The sequence below is a fragment of the Roseateles toxinivorans genome, from assembly GCF_004362525.1.
Classification (GTDB): Bacteria; Pseudomonadota; Gammaproteobacteria; order Burkholderiales; family Burkholderiaceae_C; genus Paucibacter; species Paucibacter toxinivorans.
Genome location: NZ_SNXS01000003.1, coordinates 226,786 through 249,178, shown reverse-complemented (window position 1 = coordinate 249,178; position 22,393 = coordinate 226,786). Strand labels below are relative to the sequence as shown.

Annotated in this window: 24 protein-coding genes; 10 read left to right on the top strand and 14 right to left on the bottom strand. The window is 67.4% G+C overall.

The window, feature by feature from the left end:
* Positions 1-159 precede the first annotated feature (159 nt).
* From DES47_RS12505 to DES47_RS12490, 4 genes are read left to right on the top strand one after another with little or no spacing between them, the layout of a single operon-like run.
* Complete coding sequence (locus DES47_RS12505) at positions 160-1,203, top strand: ABC transporter substrate-binding protein (RefSeq protein WP_133701043.1); 1,044 nt, start codon at positions 160-162, stop codon at positions 1,201-1,203.
* Entirely contained in the window at positions 1,203-2,018 is an 816-nt protein-coding gene (locus DES47_RS12500) for an ABC transporter ATP-binding protein (RefSeq protein ID WP_133701042.1), read from the top strand. The genes DES47_RS12505 and DES47_RS12500 overlap by 1 nt, the downstream gene beginning before the upstream one ends.
* The gene (locus DES47_RS12495) at positions 2,015-2,785 is read left to right on the top strand and encodes an ABC transporter permease (protein ID WP_208114982.1); all 771 of its coding nucleotides are present in this window, start codon (positions 2,015-2,017) and stop codon (positions 2,783-2,785) included. The genes DES47_RS12500 and DES47_RS12495 overlap by 4 nt, the downstream gene beginning before the upstream one ends.
* A 34-nt stretch (positions 2,786-2,819) precedes the next feature.
* The gene (locus tag DES47_RS12490) at positions 2,820-3,800 is read left to right on the top strand and encodes a porin (protein ID WP_133701041.1); all 981 of its coding nucleotides are present in this window, start codon (positions 2,820-2,822) and stop codon (positions 3,798-3,800) included.
* Here the strand turns inward: DES47_RS12490 and DES47_RS12485 are convergent.
* Together DES47_RS12485 and DES47_RS29585 are read right to left on the bottom strand one after the other, a co-directional pair.
* Positions 3,788-4,693, bottom strand: a complete 906-nt coding sequence (locus DES47_RS12485) for an acyltransferase (RefSeq protein WP_133701040.1) — start codon at positions 4,691-4,693, stop codon at positions 3,788-3,790. The genes DES47_RS12490 and DES47_RS12485 overlap by 13 nt on opposite strands.
* A gap of 98 nt (positions 4,694-4,791) precedes the next feature.
* On the bottom strand, positions 4,792-6,348 hold the full coding sequence (locus tag DES47_RS29585; protein ID WP_133701039.1) for a methyl-accepting chemotaxis protein: 1,557 nt from the start codon (positions 6,346-6,348) through the stop codon (positions 4,792-4,794).
* 179 nt (positions 6,349-6,527) lie between these two features.
* Between DES47_RS29585 and DES47_RS12475 the strand changes: the two genes are divergently transcribed.
* Both DES47_RS12475 and DES47_RS12470 read left to right on the top strand, forming a co-directional pair.
* Positions 6,528-7,205 carry a hypothetical protein gene (locus tag DES47_RS12475; RefSeq protein WP_208114981.1) on the top strand — a complete coding sequence of 226 codons (678 nt, stop codon included), beginning with the start codon at positions 6,528-6,530 and terminating at the stop codon, positions 7,203-7,205.
* Positions 7,202-7,609 (top strand): putative zinc-binding protein, encoded by a 408-nt coding sequence (locus tag DES47_RS12470; RefSeq protein ID WP_133701038.1) that lies wholly within the window; start codon positions 7,202-7,204, stop codon positions 7,607-7,609. Before DES47_RS12475 ends, DES47_RS12470 begins: the two co-directional genes overlap by 4 nt.
* Here the strand turns inward: DES47_RS12470 and DES47_RS12465 are convergent.
* Genes DES47_RS12465 through DES47_RS12440 form a run of 6 tightly spaced genes read right to left on the bottom strand, consistent with a single transcriptional unit; the run spans position 7,602 to position 11,457 of the window.
* Complete coding sequence (locus DES47_RS12465) at positions 7,602-7,985, bottom strand: SirB2 family protein (protein WP_133701037.1); 384 nt, start codon at positions 7,983-7,985, stop codon at positions 7,602-7,604. The two genes, DES47_RS12470 and DES47_RS12465, sit on opposite strands and share 8 nt — an antisense overlap.
* A 12-nt stretch (positions 7,986-7,997) precedes the next feature.
* On the bottom strand, positions 7,998-9,203 hold the full coding sequence (locus DES47_RS12460) for an NnrS family protein (protein ID WP_133701036.1): 1,206 nt from the start codon (positions 9,201-9,203) through the stop codon (positions 7,998-8,000).
* Positions 9,200-10,336 carry a hypothetical protein gene (locus DES47_RS12455; RefSeq protein ID WP_243748286.1) on the bottom strand — a complete coding sequence of 379 codons (1,137 nt, stop codon included), beginning with the start codon at positions 10,334-10,336 and terminating at the stop codon, positions 9,200-9,202. Before DES47_RS12455 ends, DES47_RS12460 begins: the two co-directional genes overlap by 4 nt.
* A gap of 8 nt (positions 10,337-10,344) precedes the next feature.
* Entirely contained in the window at positions 10,345-10,701 is a 357-nt protein-coding gene (locus DES47_RS12450) for a metal-sulfur cluster assembly factor (protein ID WP_133701035.1), read from the bottom strand.
* Positions 10,698-11,156, bottom strand: a complete 459-nt coding sequence (locus DES47_RS12445) for an RrF2 family transcriptional regulator (RefSeq protein ID WP_133701034.1) — start codon at positions 11,154-11,156, stop codon at positions 10,698-10,700. Before DES47_RS12445 ends, DES47_RS12450 begins: the two co-directional genes overlap by 4 nt.
* 19 nt (positions 11,157-11,175) lie before the next feature.
* Positions 11,176-11,457: a DUF2249 domain-containing protein gene (locus DES47_RS12440; protein WP_133701033.1), complete on the bottom strand. Its 282-nt coding sequence runs from the start codon at positions 11,455-11,457 to the stop codon at positions 11,176-11,178.
* Positions 11,458-11,615: 158 nt separating this feature from the next.
* Between DES47_RS12440 and DES47_RS12435 the strand changes: the two genes are divergently transcribed.
* The 3 genes from DES47_RS12435 (at position 11,616) to DES47_RS12425 (ending at position 15,057) form a co-directional block, all read left to right on the top strand.
* Positions 11,616-12,005 (top strand): DUF2946 family protein, encoded by a 390-nt coding sequence (locus DES47_RS12435; RefSeq protein WP_166651971.1) that lies wholly within the window; start codon positions 11,616-11,618, stop codon positions 12,003-12,005.
* A 104-nt stretch (positions 12,006-12,109) separates the two neighbouring features.
* Positions 12,110-14,521 (top strand): TonB-dependent receptor, encoded by a 2,412-nt coding sequence (locus DES47_RS12430; RefSeq protein ID WP_133701031.1) that lies wholly within the window; start codon positions 12,110-12,112, stop codon positions 14,519-14,521.
* Between the two features lie 17 nt (positions 14,522-14,538).
* Positions 14,539-15,057 (top strand): YcnI family copper-binding membrane protein, encoded by a 519-nt coding sequence (locus DES47_RS12425; protein ID WP_133701030.1) that lies wholly within the window; start codon positions 14,539-14,541, stop codon positions 15,055-15,057.
* Here the strand turns inward: DES47_RS12425 and ubiT are convergent.
* From ubiT to DES47_RS12395, 6 genes are read right to left on the bottom strand one after another with little or no spacing between them, the layout of a single operon-like run.
* Positions 15,054-15,485, bottom strand: coding sequence for a ubiquinone anaerobic biosynthesis accessory factor UbiT (gene ubiT / locus DES47_RS12420; protein WP_133701029.1), 432 nt, complete (start codon positions 15,483-15,485; stop codon positions 15,054-15,056). The genes DES47_RS12425 and ubiT overlap by 4 nt on opposite strands.
* Complete coding sequence (locus tag DES47_RS12415; RefSeq protein ID WP_133701028.1) at positions 15,482-16,411, bottom strand: U32 family peptidase; 930 nt, start codon at positions 16,409-16,411, stop codon at positions 15,482-15,484. Before DES47_RS12415 ends, ubiT begins: the two co-directional genes overlap by 4 nt.
* Entirely contained in the window at positions 16,408-17,421 is a 1,014-nt protein-coding gene (ubiU, locus tag DES47_RS12410; protein WP_133701027.1) for a ubiquinone anaerobic biosynthesis protein UbiU, read from the bottom strand. Before ubiU ends, DES47_RS12415 begins: the two co-directional genes overlap by 4 nt.
* A 35-nt stretch (positions 17,422-17,456) precedes the next feature.
* On the bottom strand, positions 17,457-18,770 hold the full coding sequence (locus tag DES47_RS12405) for an NnrS family protein (RefSeq protein ID WP_133701026.1): 1,314 nt from the start codon (positions 18,768-18,770) through the stop codon (positions 17,457-17,459).
* Between the two features lie 9 nt (positions 18,771-18,779).
* Positions 18,780-19,820, bottom strand: a complete 1,041-nt coding sequence (locus DES47_RS12400; RefSeq protein ID WP_133701025.1) for an FAD:protein FMN transferase — start codon at positions 19,818-19,820, stop codon at positions 18,780-18,782.
* Between the two features lie 24 nt (positions 19,821-19,844).
* Entirely contained in the window at positions 19,845-20,237 is a 393-nt protein-coding gene (locus DES47_RS12395; RefSeq protein WP_133701024.1) for a c-type cytochrome, read from the bottom strand.
* Positions 20,238-20,452: 215 nt separating this feature from the next.
* Here DES47_RS12395 and nosZ point away from each other — a divergent pair, with 215 nt between their 5' ends.
* Entirely contained in the window at positions 20,453-22,375 is a 1,923-nt protein-coding gene (gene nosZ / locus DES47_RS12390) for a TAT-dependent nitrous-oxide reductase (RefSeq protein WP_133701023.1), read from the top strand.
* The last annotated feature ends 18 nt before the right edge of the window (positions 22,376-22,393 follow it).

The window sequence follows — 22,393 nt, the reverse complement described above, 5'->3', positions numbered from 1 at the left end:
GTGCCTAGGTATCGGCCATCCTGCGGTCAATGCGAGTTCGTACACAGTGAAGCCACTGTTTTGTATACCGTTTTAGCGGGCATCCCCTACCCCTCCTAGGGTCATTGGCACGGAGCTTGCGAGCAGGGCAGTCAACCCCTGCTTTGACGGAGACTCCCCATGCCCCGCTTCCCCGCCCGCCGCACCTGGCTGGCAGCCGCCCTTGCCGGCGCTCTCGGCTTCACGAGCCAGCTCGGCCACGCGCAAACCACCCCGCTCAAATTCCAGCTCGACTGGCGCTTCGAGGGCCCGGCGGCGCTGTTCCTGCTTCCGGTGGCCAAGGGCTATTTCAAGGAGGCCAAGCTCGATGTCAGCGTAGACGCCGGCAATGGCTCGGGCGGGGCAGTCACCCGCGTGGCCTCGGGTTCCTACGACATCGGCTTTGCCGACATGGCCGCGCTGATGGAGTTTCACGCCAACAACCCCGACGCACCGAACAAGCCCGTGGCGGTGATGATGGTCTACAACAACACCCCGGCCGCGGTGCTGGCAATGAAGAAGTCCGGCATCACCACGGTGGCGGCGCTGAGCGGCAAGAAGCTGGGCGCACCGGTGTTCGACGCCGGCCGGCGCGGTTTTGCGATCTTTGCCAAGGCCAACGGCCTGGGCCCCGTGACCTGGACCAGCATGGACCCGCCGCTGCGCGAAACGATGCTGATGCGCGGCGATGTGGACGCCATCACCGGCTTCTCCTTCACCTCGCTGCTGAATCTGGAGGCGCGCGGTGTCAAGGCCGAGGACGTGATTGTCTTCCCCTATGCCGACCATGGCGTCAAGCTCTACGGCAACGCCATCATCGCCAGCCCCAAGCTGATCAAGGAGAAACCGGAGCTGATCAAGGCCTTCCTGCTCGCCTTTACCCGCGGTGCCAAGGAGGTGATGGCCAACCCCGACGCCGCGATTGCCTTTGTCAAGGAGCGCGACGGCATCATCAACGAGGCGCTGGAGAAGCGCCGCCTGCGCCTGGCCATCGACGCGGTGATTGCCAGCCCCGATGCCCGCAGCGAGGGCTTCGGTCAAGTCCTGGCCCCGCGCCTGGCGCTGATGGCCAGCCAGATCTCCGATGCCTACGGCACCAAGACGCGGGTCAACGCCGATGCGGTGTGGAACGGCAGCTTTCTGCCGGGCAAGGCCGAGCTGAACATCCTGCCGGCCAAGCGTTGATGGATCAGCCGTTTGTCGATTTCCGCGGCGTCTGGCTGGCCTACAACGAGGCCCTGCTGGCGCAGGGCAGGTTCGCCGTCGAGGACGTCTCGCTGCAGCTGCAGCGCGGCGAGTTCGTGGCCATCGTCGGGCCTTCGGGCTGCGGCAAGTCGACCTTCATGAAGCTGGCCACTGGGCTGAAGCGGCCCAGCCGCGGCGAGATCTTCGTCGATGGCCTGCCGGTCACCGGGCCGCTGAAGATCAGCGGCATGGCCTTCCAGGCGCCCTCGCTCCTGCCCTGGCGCACGACCCTGGCCAATGTGCTGCTGCCACTGGAGATCGTCGAGCCCTTTCGCTCGCAATTGAAAACCCGGCGCGCCGAGTTCGAGGCCCGCGCCCGTGCGCTGCTGGCCAGCGTCGGCCTGGCCGGCTACGAGGACAAGTTCCCCTGGCAGCTGTCGGGCGGCATGCAGCAGCGCGCCAGCATCTGCCGCGCGCTGATCCATGAGCCGCAGCTGCTCTTGCTTGACGAGCCCTTCGGTGCGCTCGACGCCTTCACCCGCGAGGAGCTGTGGTGCACCCTGCGCGACCTGCAGGCGGCCAAGCAGTTCAACGTCATTCTCGTCACCCACGATCTGCGCGAGAGCGTGTTCCTGGCCGACACCGTGCATGTGATGAGCCGCAGCCCCGGCCGGCTGCTGCATGCACGCAAGATCGAGCTGCCCCGCCCGCGCGACCTGGAGGTGACCTACACACCGGCCTTCACCGAGATCGTGCACGAGCTGCGCGGCCACATTGGCGCACTACGAAAGAGCGGCGGCGAGGTGGCGCAATGATCAAGACCTCGTTCGTGCAACGTTATGCACCCTGGCTGCTGCTGGCCCTGATCCTGCTGTTCTGGCAGGGCGCCTGCACGCTGTTCCAGGTCTCGGACTTCATCTTCCCCAGCCCCTGGCGCATTGGGCAGGCGCTGGTCGAGTTCCACAGCGCCATCCTGGGCCATGCCTGGCGCACCTTCTGGGTCACGCTGCTGGGCTTCGGCATCGCCATCGTTGTCGGCGTGCTGCTTGGCTTTCTGATGGGCAGCTCGCAGCTGGCCTACCGGGCCATGTACCCGCTGATGACAGGATTCAATGCGCTGCCCAAGGCCGCCTTCGTGCCGATCCTGGTGGTCTGGTTCGGCATTGGCGCGGGGCCGGCGGTGCTGACTGCCTTTCTGATCAGCTTCTTTCCCATCATGGTGAATATCGCCACCGGCCTGGCCACGCTGGAGCCGGAGCTGGAAGACGTGCTGCGCGTGCTCGGCGCCAGCCGCTGGGACGTGCTGACCAAGATCGGTCTGCCCCGCTCCATGCCCTATTTCTTCGCCGCGCTGAAGGTGTCCATCACCCTGGCCTTCGTCGGCACCACGGTGTCCGAGATGACGGCCGCCAACGAGGGCATCGGCTATCTGCTGATCTCGGCCGGTGCCTCGATGCAGATGGGCCTGGCCTTTGCCGGCCTGGTCGTCGTCGGCGCGATGGCGATGCTGATGTACGAATTGTTCGCCGTGCTCGAGCGCCGCCTGACCGGCTGGGCCCACCGCGGTGGCGAGAACCATTGACGACAGATTCACCATTGAAATGAGGACCCCAAGCATGATGAACATACGACTCGCCGTTGCCGCCGCCCTGCTGTGCTGCGGCGCCGCCCAGGCCCAGAATTCGGTCAAGCTCTATGGCCTGGTGGACATGAGCGCCGGCTCGACCAAGAACCCCGGAGGCAAGGCCGTCAAGGGTGCCGAGAGCGGCAAGCTGAGCACCAGCTACTTCGGCCTGACGGGCAGCGAGGATCTCGGCGACGGCCTCAGCGCCTTCTTCACGCTGGATTCCTTCCTGCGCGCCGACGTTGGCAACTCCGGGCGTTTCAATGGCGACGGCTTTTGGGCCCGCAATGCCTTCGTCGGTCTGGGGCACAAGGACTATGGCAGCGTCAAGCTGGGCCGCAACACGACGCCGCTGTTCGTCACGACCCTGGTCTACAACGCCTTCGGTGACTCGTTCGGCTATTCACCGAGCATCCGCCAGTACTTCACCAGCGGCACCGTCAGCGGTGACTCGGGCTGGAGCGACTCGGTGCTGTACACGAGCCCCAAATTCGGTGGCTTCGGCTTCGGGCTGATCGTCGCCGCCGGTGAAGGCGCCGGTGGCCGCAACTGGGGCGCCAATGCCGGCTACTCCGAGGGCGCCTTCTCGGCCAGCGCGGTGTTCCAGAAGGTCGCCAAGGACGGCAGCGCCACGGTGCCGATGGACGACACCAAGACCTGGCAGCTGGCCATGTCCTACGACCTCAGCGTGGCCAAGCTCTTTGGCCAGTTCGGCAAGGTCGACAACCTCAGCACCAAGCGCGACTACCGTCTGACGTCGCTTGGCGCTTCGGTGCCCATGGGCAGCGGCAAGTGGCTGGCGCAGTACGGACTGATCTCGCCCTCGACCGGCGCCAAGCGCAAGACCTTCAGCTTTGGCTACGACCACCTGATGTCCAAGCGCACCGACCTGTACGCCGTCTATATGAGCGACAAGATCGATGGCCTGTCCAGCGGCGCCAGCTACTCACTGGGCATCCGTCACCGCTTCTGATCGGCGGCCAGCACGTCGGCGATCTGCTGGTCCTTCTGCTCCCACAGCTGGGCCAGCCATTGATGGAAGCGGCTGCGAAAGGCCGAGTCGCCGCCATAGTCGCCGGTGCTGAACTCCATCGGCAGCGGGAGTTGGCGCACCTGCACCACCACGCCGGCGGTCCGGCCACACAGGAACTGCCAGAACGTCGGCGTGCCGCCCGGGTAGACGATGGTCACGTCAATCAGCGAGCGGAACTTGTCGCCCATCGCGCCCAGCGCCAGCGCCATCGCGCCGGCCTTGGGCTTGAGCAGATGGCGGTAGGGCGAGGACTGGTCACGGTGCTTGGCCGCGGTGAAGCGCGTGCCCTCGGCAAAGTTCATCACGCTGGTCGGCACCAGGGCGAACTTCTCGCAGGCGCGGCGGGTGGTCTCGCGATCCTGCAGCCGCAGTTCGGGGTTGCGCCGCAGGGCCGCCTTCGAATGGCGTTTCATGAACGGAAAGTCCAGCGCCCACCAGGCCAGGCCTATCACCGGCACATAGATCAGCTGCTGCTTCAGGAAGAACTTCAGCATTGGTATGCGCCTGTTCAGCACCCGCTGCAGCACGAAGATGTCCACCCATGACTGGTGGTTGCAGTTGACCAGATACCAGCCCTCGTAGCGCAGATCGTCGACCCCCTCCACCCGCCAGGGCCGCTTCTGTATCAGCCCGAACCAGAGGCTGTTGCAGGTGATCCAGGCGGTGGCGATGCGATTCAGCAGCGGGTCCATGCGCACCCGTACCGCATGAAAGGGCAGCAGCAGCTTGACCAGCGAAAAGCTGAACAGCAGCGCGCACCAGAACAGGGTGTTCAGTATCAGCAGGGTCAGCGACAGGCAGCCCAGCAGGAAGGGAGGCAGGATTGCTAGCATGGCGATGAAAACGATATTGCGAAAACCACAAGACCCGGCACAGGGCCGGGTCATTCGTGGCAGGAGCATAGCGCCAGTCGCGCCGCCGCCACCCCGATTCAGGTCAATGCGGCGATCTTGAACACGCCGACCGAGCGCACCAGCTCCGCCGCCTGCTGGCTGAGGCTGTCGGCCGCCGCCGCGCTCTCCTCGACCAGGGCGGCATTCTGCTGCGTCACCTGGTCCAGCTGCTGCACGGCGCTGCCGACCTGGCCGATGCCCGTGGTCTGTTCCTGGGTGGACGCGCTGATCTCCGCGATCAGGTCGCTGACCCGCTTCACCTGGTTGACGATGTCGCCCATGGTGCGTCCGGCGCTGCCGACCAACTGGCTGCCCTTCTCGACGCGCTCGACGCTGTCGTTGATCAGGGTCTTGATCTCCTTGGCGGCCTGGGCGCTGCGCTGCGCCAGGCTGCGCACCTCACCGGCCACAACCGCAAAGCCGCGGCCCTGCTCGCCGGCCCGCGCCGCCTCCACCGCGGCATTCAGGGCCAGGATATTGGTCTGGAAGGCAATGCCGTCGATCACGCCGATGATGTCCACGATGCGATGGCTGGAGGCATTGATGTCATCCATCGTCTGCACCACTTCGCCGACCACCTCGCGGCCCTGGGCCGCCACATCGCTGGCCGAGCCGGCCAGCTGCGAGGCCTGGCGGGCGGTGTCGGCATTGCTCTTCACGGTGCCGGTCAGCTGCTCCATCGAGGCCGCGGTCTGCTGCAGATTGGCCGCCTGCTCCTCGGTGCGCTGACTCAGGTCGGCATTGCCGCTGGCGATCTGGCTGGAGGCGGTGGCGATCGAGTCCGAACTCTGGCGCACCTGGCTCACGGTCGCCGACAGGCTGGCCGTCATGACCTGCAAGGCACGCAACAGACGGGCGGTCTCGTCCTTGCCCGCGACTTCAACGTGAACGCTGAGGTCGCCAGCGGCCACGCTCTCGGCCACGGACACTGCCTCGTGGATCGGCACCGTGATCGAGCGGGTCAGCAGCCAGGACAGTGCGCTACCGGCGAGCAGGGCGGCGATGCCCAAGCCCAGCAGCAGCCGCTGCGTCGACACGATGCCTTCGGCGATCGATGCACCGCTGGCATTGACCAGCTTGTTCTGCAAGGAGGTCAGTGCTGCCACATCGGCCTGCAGCACATCGATGGCCGGCAGGGTTTCGGTCAGCAACAGCTGGGTGGCGGCATCACGCTGGTCCTCGCCGATCAGGCGGTCAACAGCCGAGAACGAGCCCACATAGGCAGCACGGGACCGCTTGACGCGCTCCAGCAGCGCCTTGCCTTCGGGCAGATAGACCAGCTTGTCCAAGGTGGCCAATGCCTCGCTGATCTGGAGCTTGTTGCTGTCGATGAACTGCCGTGTCTTGTCCAGCTGCGCCCTGTCCTTGGCGAAGAACAGCTCCATCGTGCGGCGTGCATTGGCCCGCACCAGCGTGTTGACGGTGGCCGCGGCTTCGGCCTTGGCCCAGTCCTTGCCGACAATCTTGTCGGTCTCGCTGCCAAGGCGGGAGAAGCCCGCCTGCGCCAGCAGCAGCATTGCGGCCATCATGACCAACACGATGGCAAAGCCCAGGCCGAGCCGGGTGCCGAGCTTGAAGTTCTTCAGTGCATTCATCTTGTTCTCGAAAAGTGATGCCCTGCCATCGGATTTGCGCAGCGCGAGATAAGGGCCTGAGGCCGCCGCGTTGGGGCAACTATTGATGTGCATCAAAGCAGGCCCAGCGGCACGATCCTGCCGCGCAGGCTTGTGATGCATCAAGGACGGGCGCGGCGCGAGATGTCCCAATCAGCGCCATGCAACTCCCCGACTTCTACGCCGACGTGCCCCGGTTGCGCGTCCACGACGCACTGGCCGAGACCCTGGCCTGCGCCGAGGGCGGCGTGCTTGAGTATGGCTATGGCGACGCCGTGCGACTGGCCGGCCACTCCTGTCCGACGGTGGCCGCCGCCTACTGGCTGACCTGGTTGGCCCTGCGTGAGCTCTATCCCCAGGGTCTGCCCGAGCGCGGCGGCATCAAGGTCGAGTTCCGCGACGACGCCCGCGCCGGCAGCACCGGCGTGGTGGCCACCGTCGTGCAGATGCTCACCGGCGCGGCCGGCCGCAGCGGCTTCAAGGGCCTTGCCGGCCGTCATTCACGCGTCGGTCTGCAGCGTTTCGCACCCGATCTGCCGCTGTCGCTGCGCTACACGCGACTGGACAACCATGCCGCCGTCGACGCTCAGGCCGATCTGGCCCTGGCGCCGGCCGATCCCGCACTCGACGCGCTGCTCGGCCGCTACGCCAAGGAGGCCCTGCCCGCCGACCAGCTGGCACTGATGGGACGGCTGTGGCAGCAGCGGGTCCGGCATCTGCTGCTGGACCTGGCCCACGACCCCGGCGTGTTCATGGTGCGCGCCGTCGAGCGTCGCGGCCAGCACTCAGCACCGCTGCTGATGGCCAGCCAAGCAAGCAGCTGCAGGAGAGTGTCATGAGCGCATCGAACACCGACCTGCCACTGGTCTATTCCTGCTCCGGCTGCTCCAGCGCCGCGCAGCTGGCCAACCATCTGGCCCTGCGTCTGGACCGCGAGGGTGTGGCCGAGATGTCCTGCATCGCCGGTGTCGGCGGGAATGTGCGCAGCCTGGTGCGGCGCGCCCGCGATGCGGCCAGCGAGGGCCGGCCCATCGTTGCCATTGATGGTTGCATGCTGGCCTGCGCCAGGAGCTGCCTGGCCGAGCGCGGTGTCACGGCGATCGACCATGTGATGCTGGCCAAGACCGGCGTGGCCAAGAAATACCACGCCGATTTCGATGCGGCCCAGGCCGAGCAGATCTATCCGCTGCTCGTCGAACGCATCCAGTCCCTGAACCGCGGCGCCGGGCCTGGCCTCAGCTGAAAAAGCCCAGCGGGTTCTTGGTGATCGCCACCGAGACCATCCAGCCGACGGTGGCCAGCGCCGCCAGCCAGGCCGCGGCGCGCAAGCCCCAGGGCCGGCCAGGTTTCAGCGCCAGCATGCCCAGGGCGATATAGACCAGCAGGCCGATGATCTTGGCCAGCAGCCAGGGCGCCTCGTCCGGCGTCAGCCGCAGCATCCAGGCCAGCCACAGCGCCGACAGCAGCAGCACCGCGTCGACGCCGTGCGGCAGGCTCTTGGCCAGGCGGCCCTGCACCCAGGCCGCACCGAGCAGGCTGCCCAGGCCGCGGGCAAAGAAGCCGCTGATCGACAGCAGCACGGCGCCCTGATGCACCGTCTTGACAACAAAGTAGTCCATCGCAGTGTTCGATCAACCCGGTTTGCCGTCCACGCGCGGCCGCGTCAGTATCGGCCAATAGCGCACGAAGTACAGACCGAAGGCGGCGGACCACAGCGCCGCCGACAGCAGCACCGCATTGAGCGTCTGCGCCGGTGCAATCAAGGGCAGGAACACGCGCACCAGCGCGGCCAGCAGCACCATCAGATAGCAGGCGATCTCGGCCCGGCCGGCCTGCAGCGGCAGGCCCGTATGGCCGCGTGCGGTGCGCGTCATCATGCCCAGCACCAGCGCGCCGATGGCGCCCACGGTCAGCGCATGGACGGCGGTCGAGCTGGCTATCCAGCCCAAGCCCGCCAGGCCGCGCAGCAGCAGGTGAAGCGGTATCCACAGATAGGCGGCGTGCAGTATCCAGACAATGGGCACGCGCAGCGTCTTCCAGGGTTGCCACAGGGCCCAGCGCGCCAGATGCGCGGCAGCGCAGACGCCCAGCAGCAGCACCAGCAAGGTGCCAGGCAGCTGCAGCAGATCGGCGGCCAGCACGGCCAAGGTCGAGCCCAGGGTCAGCTGCTCCAGCCGGGGCTGGCGCTGGGCCTGGGCGCCACGCACACCATTGTTGGTGAACATCGGAATCACCCGGCCGCCCATCACCGCCATGATGAACAGCACCACGTCCAGCGCCACCTGGATGCCGACCCAGGCCGGCAGCCTGAGCACCTCCAGCTGCGCCAGGTGCACACCCAGCTGGGCCAGGGACATCAGCAGCAGCAGGCCGACGAAGAAGTAGTTGCGGCGGTTGCGGGAGGCATAGAACGGGATGCCCAGGGCCACCGCCGCACACAGCGGAAAGGCTGCATTGACGAGAGCCGCCGTCCAGCCGAACGGCGTCAGCACCAGCACCCGGCCGGCCAGCCACAGCAGGGCCAGCGCGGCCAACGGCTTGCCGCTGAGCGTGGGCCGGCCGCTCCAGTTGCTGCCGGCGGTGAGCAGGAAGCCCACCACCACGGCCAGGGTGAAGCCGAACAGCATCTCATGCGCATGCCACATCGGCCCCTGCAGGTAGGGCCGGCCCAGCCAGCCCGAGAACTGCAGCGCCCACAGCGCGATCGACAGTGCGGCAAAGCCGCTGGCCAGCAGATAGAAGGGCCGGAAGCCCAGCTTCCAGAGTGCTGACGGGCGCGAGGCGCCGTTCGCAGGTACCGGGCGCACCGGCTCCTCGATCTTGATGAATGAGCTCATGCTTGACTCTCTCTGGCGCTCAATGCGCCATGGTGGATGCGCCAGCGCCACGCGGCGGCGATCACGGTGAAGGCGAACAGCGCGATGGCGGCGGCATTCAAGCCGGCGCCCAGCGCACGCCATGGCGGGACCAGCGCCCCGCCGCCCAGGCGCAGCGCCAGCGACAGATGCAGCAGCCCCAGCGGCACGTAGAAGAAGGGCCCGAAGGCCAGCTTGACCCTGGCCACCGCCGGCAGGATCACCGGCGCATGGCCCATCACCATGCTGATGATGAAGCCCAGGCCCAGCCCATGCAGCGCGGCGTCACGCCAGGGGCCGCCCAGCGCCGTGGCCGCCCAGGCCGCACCGGCCAGGCCCAGCCAGCCATAGCCGCCAAGCAGGCACACCGCCATATAGCGGCTCAGGCCCCGCGCGAACAGGGTGCGGCGGGCGATGTCGAACACCATCAGCCACAGCGCCAGCAGGCTCAAGGCGGCGCCGAACAGCAGGCCGCCAAGACGTGCATCAAACGCCGACAAGGTCGCACCGGCCAGCAGCGCGGCCATCAACAGATACAGCGAGCGTTGGGCAGACGGGCGGCGGCGCATCAGCCGCGTCATCTCCAGCCGCTCGGCGGCAATCGTCAGCACCAGAAAGGCAAACCACCAGGGCAGCACGGCCCCGCCGCCCATGCCCGCGGCCCAGAGCAGCGTGCCCGTCAGCAAGGCCAGGGCCGAGACCAGCAGCAGCACGGTGTGGTCGGCACGCTGGCGAGAAACGACGACGCAGTTGACGCCAACGAAGACCAGCGCCGCCAACACGCTCAAACCTGCCGCCAGCTCCTTGTGGCCCAACAGCATCGCCACACCCGCCAGGCCGCTGCCCAGCGGCGCGGCAAAGGCCCAGCGCAGTTTCACCGCCACGGCACGCTCGATGCCGATCACGCTGGCCAGAAAGCCGACCATCATCAACGCCGCATGGGCCAGGGCCGCGCGGCCGACCCAGTCGCTTCCTGCCCCCGGCAGCGGCAGCCCGGCGCGCAGCAGGCCGCCGACGATGCCGGACAGCAGTGCAGCGGCGACCAGCAGCAAGATCAGGGGTTTGAACAACAGGGCCAGGGCCTGCGGCCTGCGGCCTGCGGACTGGGTTCTCACGGTGCGTCTCACCAGCGCATGAAGCGCTTGGCCCGCGCGCTCATGCGATCGGCATGCCAGGGCGGCTCCCAGACCAGCTCGACGGCGATCTGCAGCGCGGCGGGCACGACACGGTCCAGCGCGGTCTCGACCTCGTCGAGGATCACATCGGCGACCGGGCAGGCGGCCGAGGTCATGGTGATCAGCACATGGGCGCGGCCGTCATCGACCGTCACGCCATAGATCAGGCCGACATCGACAATGCTCAACGAGACCTCGGGGTCCACCACGGAAGTCAGCGCCTGCAGGATGGGCTGACGCAGCGCCTCGGGGCCGCTGTAGGGATAGGGCGCCGCCTCGGTCGTCGATGGCGCGTCGGCATTCATGACGGGGGTCCCGCCTGCGCCGGCCGGATGAACATCACCCCGGCCAGGGCCTCGCGGTTGTGCACCAGATCGGCCAGGGTGTAGGCATCGAGTACCAGGTAGAAGGCGTTCACCGCCTCGCCCAGCACATCGCGCAGCTGGCAGACCGGGGCAATGCTGCAATGCCCGCCATCGACGCTGAAGCACTCGGCCGGCAGGGCCACGCCCTCAGTGTCGCGCACGACATGGCCGACGATCACCTGCTCCGGCGACTTCGCCAGCGCCAGCCCTCCGCCCTTGCCGCGCACATTCGCCAGCCAACCGCTCTTGCCCAGGAAGTGCACCACCTTGGTCAGGTGGTTCTCGGAGACCTGGAAGGCGTTGGCGATCTCGGCAATCGTCGCGCGCCGCTGCGGCTCGGCGGCCAGATAGATCAGCACGCGCAGGCTGTAGTCGGTGAAGCTGGTGAGTCTCATGACGTGATTGTGTGTCGGCTCAGGCGCCGCCGCCGCAGCAGCCGCAGCAGCCGCTCTTCTTGGGTGCGTCGCCGAGCCGGGTGATGCTGACGCGCCAGGTGGCCGGCCCGGCCTCCAGGTAGTCCCAGCTGAAACCGGCCGGGAACTCGGCCTGCAGCTGGTGGTACAGCGGGCGCGGATCATGGTCATTGACGAGCTCGATGGCCTCACCGCTAGCCAGGCCGCGGAAGGTCGAGAAAATGGTCGGATGGCGGTCGCGCGGGGCGATGCTGCGAACGTCGATGGCGGTGGTCTGGGTCATGGTGGGCCTAAAGGTGCATTTAAAGTGTACCTATATTAGTAAACCCCATGGACGGCGGTTTGATGCAGATCATGCGCGGCCCAGACCGGTGCGCCAAGACCCGGCGCCGCAGGCCCGATTCACCCGGCGCCGGCACAGCCATGGCTAGAATGCGCCCCGTGCACAGCCTCAAGCGCCCCCACCGACTGCAAGCCTGGTTCGCCATCGCGATCCTGCTGCTGGGCATGCTCGCGCCGTCCATCAGCGCCGCGGTCAGTCATCTGAAGAGCGACTACCGCTGGCAGGAGATCTGCCGCAGCGCCGTCAGCCCGCAAGCGGCCGGCGACACGCAGCAGCGGGGCCCGGGCGAGGCACTGGACATGCTGCTGAGCGGCCACTGCGCGATGTGCCATCTGCACCATGCCGATCTGGCACCGCCGCCGGCCCCCGCCCCCGTGCTGCTGATCGAAGGCCTGGACTTCGCCATGCCGGAGCGCTTCTACAGCGCGCCGCACACGGCCCATGCCTGGCGCGCCGCGCCGGCCCGCGCCCCACCGCTGAACGCCTGAGTTGAAGCTCGCGGCGCTGCTGCCCTGCCTTTGAAGGTCGGGGCACGTGCCCCCGTCGTCACGGCCGCCGCGCCGGACGATCTCAGACGTCTCACGGATACCTCATGAACACCCGGATTCCGGCCACGCTGCACAGCGTCGCCCTGGCCTGCTCGCTGCTGGCCCTGCACACCGCCCATGCCTGCGAGGGCTGCGGCGATGAAGATGAAGTCGAAACACCGCTGCTGCTGGCGCAGAGCAGCGCCCCCTCCTCCACCGCGCCCACCCGCCAGCTGGGCCTGGTGATCGTCACCGGCGCGGCGCTGACCTCGCTGCCCACCCATATCCCGACGACCATCGAGGGCATCAGCGCCGACGAGATCGCGCGCCACATCAACGCCACTGACGCCGAGGATGCGCTCAAATACCTGCCCAGCCTGCTGGTGCGCAAGCGCTATATCGGCGACTACAACCATGCCGTGCTATCCACCCGCGCCTCGGGCACCGGCAACAGTGCCCGCTCGCTGGTCTATGCCGACGGCATCCTCCTGAGCAACCTGCTGGGCAATGGCGCGGGCTTCACGCCGCGCTGGGGCCTGGTCACGCCCGAAGAAATTGCCCGGGTCGATGTGCTCTACGGCCCCTTCTCGGCCGCCTATGCCGGCAACTCGGTCGGCGCCGTGGTCGACTACCAGACGCGTATGCCCAAGAGCTTCGAGGCCCACGCCAAGCTGGGCGTCTTCCATCAACCGTTCGACCTGTACAGCACCCACCAGAACTATGGCGGCCACCAGGCCAGCGCCTCGCTGGGCAGCCGCAGCGGCGGGCTCAGCTGGTGGGTCAATGTCAACCGGCTGGACAGCGAGGGCCATCCGCTGACCTTCGTCACCAAGCCGGTGTCCGGCACCGCGGCCGCGGCCGGCACCACCATCGTCAGCGGTGGCGTGGCCGGGCTGGACAAGAGCAACACCCCCTGGGTCATCATCGGCGCCGGCACCCAGTACCACACGGTGCAGGACCACGCCAAGCTCAAGCTCGCCTACGACCTGAGTCCCACCCTGCGCGCCAGCTACACGGTCGGCCTGTGGCGCAACGGCTCGGAGGGCCAGTCCAGCAGCTATCTGCGAGACGCCAACGGCCAGCCCTTCCATGCCGCTGCGGCCAACAGCGGCACGGCCAGGCCCACGCCCATCAGCCTGGACGGCAAGGCCTACACGCTGGCCGCCAATGACTTCGGCCAGGGCCGCGAGGCGCTGGAGCACCGCATGCAGGGCCTCTCGCTGAAGAGCCAGACCCGCGGCGTGTTCGACTGGGAGCTGGCCGCCAGCCGGTACGACTACGCCAGCGACCTGGCCCGCTCGCCACTGCTGGCCCGGCCCGGCGCCGATGCCGGCGGGGCCGGCCGCATCACCGATCTGTCGGGCACCGGCTGGACCACACTGGCCGCGCGCGGCGTGTGGCGCCCGGCCCAGTCAGCTCATCAAGTGGAGCTCGGTGCGCAGCAGGAACGCTATCAATGGCAGCAGCGGGTCAGCGACACCGGCGACTGGATCAACGGCGCCCCCACCGCGCTGTTCACCGCCTTCAGCGGCAGAACCCAGCTGCGCAGCCTCTATGCGCAGGACGCCTGGCAGCTCGATGACAAGCTGAAGGCGCTGATCGGCGGCCGGCTGGAGCAATGGCAGGCGCTGGCCGGCAGCAAGACCGCCAGCAATGGCACCCGCGTGGACTACGCGGCACGCAGCGAAAGCCACTTCTCGCCCAAGGCCGCCCTGGGCTACCAGGCCGCTGAAGACCTGACCCTCAAGCTCTCGACCGGCAAGGCCGTGCGCATGCCCACGGCCGGCGAGCTTTACCAGGGCGGCGTCAGCGCCGCGGGCGTCTATGTGCCCGGCGATCCGACCACCAACCCGGGCCTGAAACCCGAGCGCGGCTGGACCACCGAGTTCGCCGCGATCTGGACCCTGGGCGGCCAGCAGCTGCGCACCAGCCTGTTCCACGAGGACACGCGCGACGCGCTGTACTCGCAGTCCAGCGTGTTCGAGGGCAAGACGGTCTCCAGTGTGCAGAACATAGGCCGCATCGCCACCACCGGCTTCGAACTGGCGCTGCAGGCCGGCGATCTTTTCGTCAAGGGTCTGGAGCTGCAGGCCAGCCTGACCTATGCCGACTCGAAGATCAAGGAGAACAGCGGCTTCGTCGCCGCGCCCGGCGACACCCAGGGCCGCCAGCAGCCGCGCGTGCCCAAGTGGCGCGCCAGCCTGCTTGTCAGCTACCCGTTGACGCCTGCGCTGTCGGCCAGCTACGGCGCGCGCTATGGCAGCAGCCAGTACGGCACGCTCAACAACAGCGATGGCAACGGCTTCGCCTACCAGGGCTTCTCGAAGTTCTTCAGTGGCGATCTGCGCCTGCGCTACCGCATCGACAGGCAATGGAGCGTTGCCGCCGGCATCGACAACCTGAACAACTACAAGTACTGGAACTTCCACCCCTATCCCCAGCGCAGCTACAGCGCCGAGCTGAGCTTCGATCTGTGAACCAAGGACCCGACATCATGAACAAGACTTTGATCGCGGGCCTGCTGGCCCTGGCCGGCACGGCCCAAGCCCATATCGTGCTGGAGCAAAAAGAGGCCGAGGCCGGCAGCAGCTACAAGGCCGTCCTGAAAGTGGGCCATGGCTGCGATGGCTCGGCCACGCGCCAGCTGGTCGTCACCCTGCCTGCCGGCCTGCGCAGCGCCAAGCCGGTGCCCAAGCCCGGCTGGCGCCTGAGCCTGCGCATGGAGAAGCTGGCCCAACCGTTCGAGAGCCATGGCAAGCCGGTCACCGAGGGACTGGCCGAGGTGACCTGGACGGCCCAGACCGAGGCCGACCAGTTGCAAGATGCCTGGTACGACGAATTCGAGCTGCGCGCCGGCCTGCCGGAGCAAGCCGGCGAACTGTGGTTCAAGGTGCGTCAGGTCTGCGCCGTCGGCGAATCGAACTGGGCCGAGGTGCCGGCGGCCGGCGCTTCGACGAAGGGGCTGAAGCTGCCGGCGGCCAGGCTGCTGGTGACACCAGCAATGAAACGCTAAACCCAGAGCGGGCCGATCGCGTCCAGCGTGTTCTTCAGCATCAGCCCCATCTCGGTGTCACCCTCCATGACCAGGGCGCGTTCGAAGAACAGGCGGTCGGCATCGTCCTGGCCGCGCAGCAGGCGCCAGTAGTCGGGCGCGGCGGCGGCAATGCGCAACACCACCGGCGCACGGGCGGGCGCCAGCGCAAAGCCGCGCTCGCCCAGCTGCAGCCGCAGCTTCAGGCCCAGATCGATGATGCAGACCTCGACCGCGCGATGCGACAGCGCCTGACGCGCATCAACGGGCAGCCGGGGCAGCAGCCAGTGGTTCATGGCTTTTGCCAAAACCAGGCTGGGCGGTTGCATGGGCAGGCGCTGCAGCACCGGCTTCAGCCGGGCGGCCACGGCGTTCAGCAGCGCCGGTGCCCCCTGCGTTGCCGCGCTCATGCCCCACTCCATTCGAGGCCGGCGCGGCCCCGCGCAAATCCGTCGCTGAAGCCGCCGGGCAGGGCCTCCGCGTCCAGCATCGCCAGCGCCTGGCGGGCATCCTTGCCCCGGTTCATCACCGCATCGAAGGCGTCGATGACGACGCCGAAGTCCACCGACGACGGCGACAAGCGCAGCCGGCTCACACCGGCCGCCAGCAGTTCATCCCTATGGCCCAGCAGGCAGGTGCGGGCGGCCGATTGCGTCTGTATGCCATTGAGCACCAGAAAGGGCTGGCCATCGCTGGTGGACAGCAGCAGGCCGTCGGCATCGTCGCGGCAGCGGAACTCGCACTGGTCCTTGCTCAGCCTGTGATGACGGGCGGTGAAGCAGCGGGCCGAGAAGGCCAGCGGCATGCGGCCGTAGGCAAACACCTCGGTGGGCATCAGCGGTGCGTCGGCATTGATCTGGCCAATCGCGCTCAATGACAGCTCCAGCGGCGCCACCCAGCGCGTGGCGCCGAAGCGCTGGTACTCCTGCAATGCCGGCCGGCTGTAGACATTGAGGTGTGGGCCCAGCACAAAGGGCGCGCCGATCTCGCTGAGCCGGTTCAACGCCGAGGCATCGCCGGCCTCGATCAGGAACTCACCCTGCTCGGCCATTCGGCGCAATGCGCGCAGATCGGCCTCGGACTCGATCAGCGCCTGGGTAGCCAGCACCACCTCCTTGCCGGCGCTGCTCAGGTCGCGCGCCAGCGCCAGCCAGTCGGTCAGTTTGATCTCGTGCCGGCGCGAGCACACCACCTCGCCCAGCACCACGCTCAGCGCGGCGGACTCGGCCACCTCGGCATAGAAATGCATCAGGGTCTCGCGTGGCCAGTAGTACAGCACCGGGCCTATGCTGAGCGTGAAGGGGCCCGGCGCAGCACCGGCGTGGGAATGTGTCATCGCCATGGTCTGTCGTAGGCTCCAAGTGTGTGTTGCTGGCCCTCGGCCAGATGGCCCAGCGCGGCGGTCCAGCCGGGCTCGACCCGAAAGCGCTCAGGCGCCGCGGCGGCCGCATCGATGGCCTGGCGCCAGACGCGGGTGACCTGCTCCACATAGGCGGGGCTGCGCTGGCGGCCCTCGAGCTTGATCGCGCGCACGCCCATCTGAATCAACTCCGGCAGGATGGCCAAGGTGTTCAGGCTTGTCGGCTCCTCGATCGCATAGTCGCGCTGGCCGTTGACGTCGAAGCGGCCCTTGCACAGCGTCGGGTAGCCGCGAGGCTCGTCCTTGGCATAGCGGTCTATCAGCAGGCCGTTCAGACGCGCCTCGACGCCATCGGGCAGATCATTCCAGCGCACCGCCGAGGGCGGCGAACAGACGCCGGCATTGTTGGGTGACTGACCGGTGGCATAGGAGGACAGCGCGCAACGCCCCTCGACCATCACGCACAGGCTGCCGAAGCCGAACACCTCGATCTCGACATCGGTGTTGCGCAACACATGGCCGACCTGGGACAGGGTCAGCACCCGCGGCAGCACCGCGCGCTGGATGCCGTAGTGGCGGCGGTAGAAGGCGATCGCCTCGTGGCTGGTGGCCGAGGCCTGCACCGACAGATGCAGGCGCAGCTGCGGATGGGTGCGGCAGGCATAGGCCATCACCGCGATGTCGGCCACGATCAACGCATCGGCGCCCAGCGCGACGGCGGCGTCCACCGCCGCGTGCCAGGTCGGCACATCGTCGGCGCGGGCAAAGGTGTTCAGCGCCATCAAGACCTGGCGCCCGCGCTGATGGGCATAGGCCACGCCCTCGCGCAGCTGATCGTCATCGAAGTTCAGGCCGGCGAAGTTGCGCGCATTGGTGGCATTGCGCAGGCCCAGATAGACGGTGTCGGCGCCGGCATCGATGGCCAGCTTAAGGGCCCGCAGCGAGCCGGCGGGGCAGACGAGTTCGGGCTTGCGCACAGCAGACATGATGATGAATCCGATAGCGAAAAAGTGAGCGGGCCTTACCCTGGTCGACCATCGACGCGGGGCAGGCCATACCAGTGGCCATAGCGCAGCGCCCAGGCGATGCACACGGCCGCCCAGATCAGCGCCGTCCAGGCCAGCAGCGGCAGGACATCGCCCAGGCCGACGGCCTGCAGCACGCCGCCCAGCACGCGCAGCAGCACGGCCAGCTGCAGCAGCCAGAACAGGCGCCAGATAAAGTTGTCGGCCGTGTTCGTGCGGCCGCCATGGCCGCAGCTGACCCGGGTCACCATGGCCAGCAGGGTCGAGCCCAGAAAGCCCATCGTGTAGGCATGCAGCGGCGCCAGGCCGAGCGACAGCCGACCCTCGGTGGCGGCAATCAGGCCATGGGAGGCGGCCATCAGCAGCAGGGCCAGGCCCAGCCAGACAAAGCCCAGATGTAGCATGGCCAGCAGGCGCAGCTTCAGGCTCTGCACCAGGCCCCAGCGCAGGGCCAGCGCGAGCAGGCCAATGCCGGCGACCCCCTCCAGCAGCGCCTGCAGCCAGCGCAGTGCCGGCGACAGCGGGCCCCACAGCAGCTCGGCCAGCAAGACCACAGCCTCCAGCGCGAACAGCCCGGTCCAGCCCCACAGCAGCCAGCGCGGGCGCCAGGCATCGAGCGCAGGCAGCGCGGCGGCTGCAAAGAAGGGGATCATCCGGTGCGACACCGCGGCAAACACAGTGCCGGCAAAACCCCACAGCGAGACATGGATGGCGGCCTGCACCAGCGCAGGCCGGGCGGTGGCTAGGCCGAGGGCGGCGGCCCACAGTGCCAGTGCCCCCAGCACGCCGCCGGTGGCGATCAGCCGGGCATGCAGCTGATCCGCGGCGCCGCTGAGCCTCAGCAGGCCCATGAAGCGCCACAAGACCTGACCCCAGCCCAGCGCCACCGCGGCCAGGCCGAAGCCGCACAGCGCCGCGCCAAAGGCCGGCTCAGGCCCATGCACGCCGAGCATGAACACGCCCCAGCCGCCCAGCTGGGCCAGCACAGGTGCCAGCAGTTGGCGGGCATCTACGGCGGGCAGCGCCAGCCACTTCGGGCCGGCGGTGAACAGAAAGCCGGCAAAGAACAGCGGCATGAAGCCGAAGCTCATCACCAGGCCATGGGCCATGGCCGGCGCGATGGTCCAGGTCAGCGGCCGGCCCTGGCTTTGTGCCACCAGGGCCAGGCACCACCAGAGCCCGCTCAGGGCCAGCATCGCGGCCGCGGCGCCAAAGGCCAGCCGGTGCGGCGCGGCCAGCAGCAGGCTCAGGCGCCAGTGCTCAAGCTGTTCGGGCGCCGGGGAGCGAGGACCGCGGACGATCGCTTGCATCGGCGTTGCTCAGACCTGCAGACGGCGCGCCATGCCCGGCGACAGCCACAGGCGCTGATCGGCCTCGACGATCAGCGCATCGACGCCGGCCAGCGGCGCCAGCAGTTCCCGGCCGGCACGGGCACCGGCCACCATGATGGCTGCGCCCAGGCCGTTGATGGCCTCCAGCTGGCGCGACACCAGGGTCACGCCGTGCGGCCCCTGCGTCGGCTGGCCGGTCTTGGGGTCGAGGATGTGGTGGTAGCGGCGGCCATTGCGCACAAAGCAGCGCTCGTAATCGCCCGAGGCGGCGACAAAGCCCTCGCTCAAGCCCACCACGCCCAGCAGGCGGCTGGGGTCGCGCGGGTCACGCAGGCCGACGCGCCAATCGCGCCCCTGCAACTGCCCGCTGACCAGCACGTCACCGCCGCCATTGAGCATGGCACTGCCCATGCCATGGGCTTGCAACACGCGCAGGCCGGCCTGCAATATCGGCAGTTTGGCAATACCGCCCAAATCGATGCGCATACCCGGCCGCCTTAAATAAGCGCTGGCTGATTTATTATCAATAATCAAATCCCGGTGATTCACCAGGGGTATTTCACGCGCAATATCTTCGATGGACGGTATCTTTTTTTGATCTGGATCAAAACCCCACCCGTCGAATACCCCGACGGTAATATCAAAAGCCCCGGCACTGCGCTGAGAAATCGTTTTTGCCATATTCAGCACCTGCAGCATCTCGGGCGCCACCGGCACCGGTCTGCGGCCCGCGGCCTCGTGCAAGGCATGCACCGTGCTCGTGGCACGGCTGCCGGGATAACGGCTCATCATGTCGGCCAGGCGGCCCATCTCGACGAAGGCCGCGTCCATCGCCCGGCCAGCGGTCTGTGCGTCATCGGCCTGCACGGTGATGTCCAGCCGCGTGCCCATCAGCGGGCGCGCGGCCTGGTGCACCCCGGCCGCCTGACCACGGGCCAGTCCCGGATTCAGGTACAGGCCGGTGGCCAGCAGCGGCAGCGCGGCCAGCCAGCGGCGGCGCAGGAGATCGGGGCTTGGCAGTGAGTTCATGGGGTGGTGTCGCGCTATGCGCACTCAGCGCGACAGGGCCGTCATGTAGTCCACCGCAGCCTTGACCTCCTCATCCTTCAGTGTCGTGCCGCCGCCGCGCGGCGGCATCATGCCCTTGGCCCCGGTGTAGCCCTCCAGGGCGTGCTTGTAGAGCGTGTCGTTGCCCTGGGCGATGCGCGGGCCCCAGTCGGCCTTGTCGCCCGGCTTCGGCGCACCGGCCACGCCGGCCGCATGGCACATCGCGCAGGTCTTGCCGAACACGCTCTTGCCCAGTGCGTTGTCGGGCTCGGCCGGGGCTGCGGCCACCGGCGTAGGGGCTGCAGCGGGGGCTGCTACAGGTGCCGCGGCCTCCTGCTTGCCGCAAGCCATCAATACGGCACTGCAAATCAACAAAAGGGTTCTGGTTTTCAGGCTCATGGGGTTCTCCGTGAAGGTTTGACGCGATTCTAGAAACCATTCGGCCCTCGAAGCCATACCCCTTCTGCTTAAAGGTGCATAAATTTCATTCTTTTTAAAGGCAATTGATCCACATCAATTCCTTAAATCGCGGAGAACACGAACATCGGCCTGCCAACGAATATTTCAAACCAGACCGGACCCGCCAGGTGCCGGCAACCCTTCGAGGATTCCTCATGAGCAAAGACACCGCAGGCCTGCCCCCCACCATCCCGGGCCGCCGCAAATTCATCAACACCGCCGCCCTGGCCAGCCTGGCCGGCGTGGTGGCTTGTACCGACAAGGGCGGCAGCGCCGCCACGGCCACGCCAGCCGCAGGTTCGGCCCCGACCGGTGGCGCGCACGCCGCCAGCAACAGCACGCACCTGAAGCCGGGCGAGCTGGACACCTATTACGGCCTGTGGAGCGGCGGCCACACCGGTGACATGCGCGTGCTGGGCCTGCCCTCGGGCCGCGAGATCCATCGCATTCCCTGCTTCGTGCCGGATGCGCTGGTCGGCTGGGGCGTGACCAACGAGTCGAAGAAGATCATGGGCACCAAGGCCGACGGCAACCTGAAGTACACGGTGGCCGACAGCCATCACACTCATGCCTCCTACAAGGACGGCAACTACGACGGCCGCTACGCCTGGATCAACGACAAGATCAACAGCCGCATCGCGCGCATCCGGCTCGACTACTTCGTCTGCGACAAGATCACCGAGCTGCCCAATGTGCAGGGCTTCCACGGCATCTTCCCGGACAAGCGCGACCCGGTCGATCCCGCCATCAACTACACGACGCGGGTGTTCTGCGGCGCCGAGTTCTCGATCCCGCTGCCCAATACCGGCAGCGATGACGCCAGCAAGTACCGCTCGATGTTCACCTGCGTCGACGCCGAGTCGATGGAGGTGCGCTGGCAGGTGCTGATCGACGGCAACTGCGACCTGACCGCCACCTCGTACGACGGCAAGCTGGCCGCGACCAACCAGTACAACACCGAGATGGGTGCCAAATACGAGGACATGATGTCCGCCGAACGCGACGCCTGCCTGTTCTTCAACGTCGCCCGCATCGAGGCCGCGGTCAAGGCCGGCAAGTTCAAGACCTATGGCGACTCCAAGGTGCCGGTGGTCGATGGCACGCATGAGGCCAACAAGGACGCCAAGACCGCGCTGACCGCCTATGTCTCGGTGCCCAAGAACCCGCACGGCGTCAATGCCAGCCCGGACCAGAAGTACTTCATCTGCGCCGGCAAGCTCTCGCCCACCGGCACGGTGATCGAGCTGGCCAAGGTGCTGGACTGGTTCGACGGCAAGCTGGAGAAGCTCGACGACGCCATCGTCGCCGAGGTCGAGCTGGGCCTGGGCCCGCTGCACACCGCCTTCGACGGCCGCGGCAATGCCTACACCACGCTGTTCCTGGACAGCCAGGTGGTGAAGTGGAACGTAGAGAAGGCCATCGCCTTCCACAAGGGCGACAAGACCGCCAAGTACGTGGTCGACCGCATCGATGTGCAGTACCAGCCGGGCCACCTGAACGCCTCGCAGTCCGAGACCATCGCGGCCGACGGCAAGTACCTGGCCGTGGGCTGCAAGTTCTCCAAGGACCGCTTCCTGCCCGTTGGCCCGCTGCACCCGGAGAACGAGCAGTTGATCGACATCTCGGGCGAGAAGATGGTGCTGCTGGCCGACCACCCGGTACGCGGCGAGCCCCATGACTTCATCATCTTCAAGCGTGATCTGGTGCGTCCGAAGCAGGTCTATGCGCTGGATGACTTCCCGCTGGCGATCAAGGATCCCAAGGACTCGGGCGTGGTGCGCAACGGCAAGAAGGTTACCGTCAAGATGACCTCCCAGGCACCGGCCTTCAGCCTGCGCGAGTTCAAGCTGAAGAAGGGTGACGAGGTGACCTTGATCCTGACCAATCTGGACAAGGTCGAGGATCTGACGCACGGCTTCGCGATCCCGAAATACAACGTCAACTTCATCGTCAATCCGCAGGAGACGGCCTCGGTCAGCTTTGTGGCCGACAAGCCGGGCGTCTACTGGTGCTATTGCACCCACTTCTGCCATGCGCTGCATCTCGAGATGCGCACTCGCATGATTGTTGAAGCCTGATAGAGCCAGCCCCAGGCC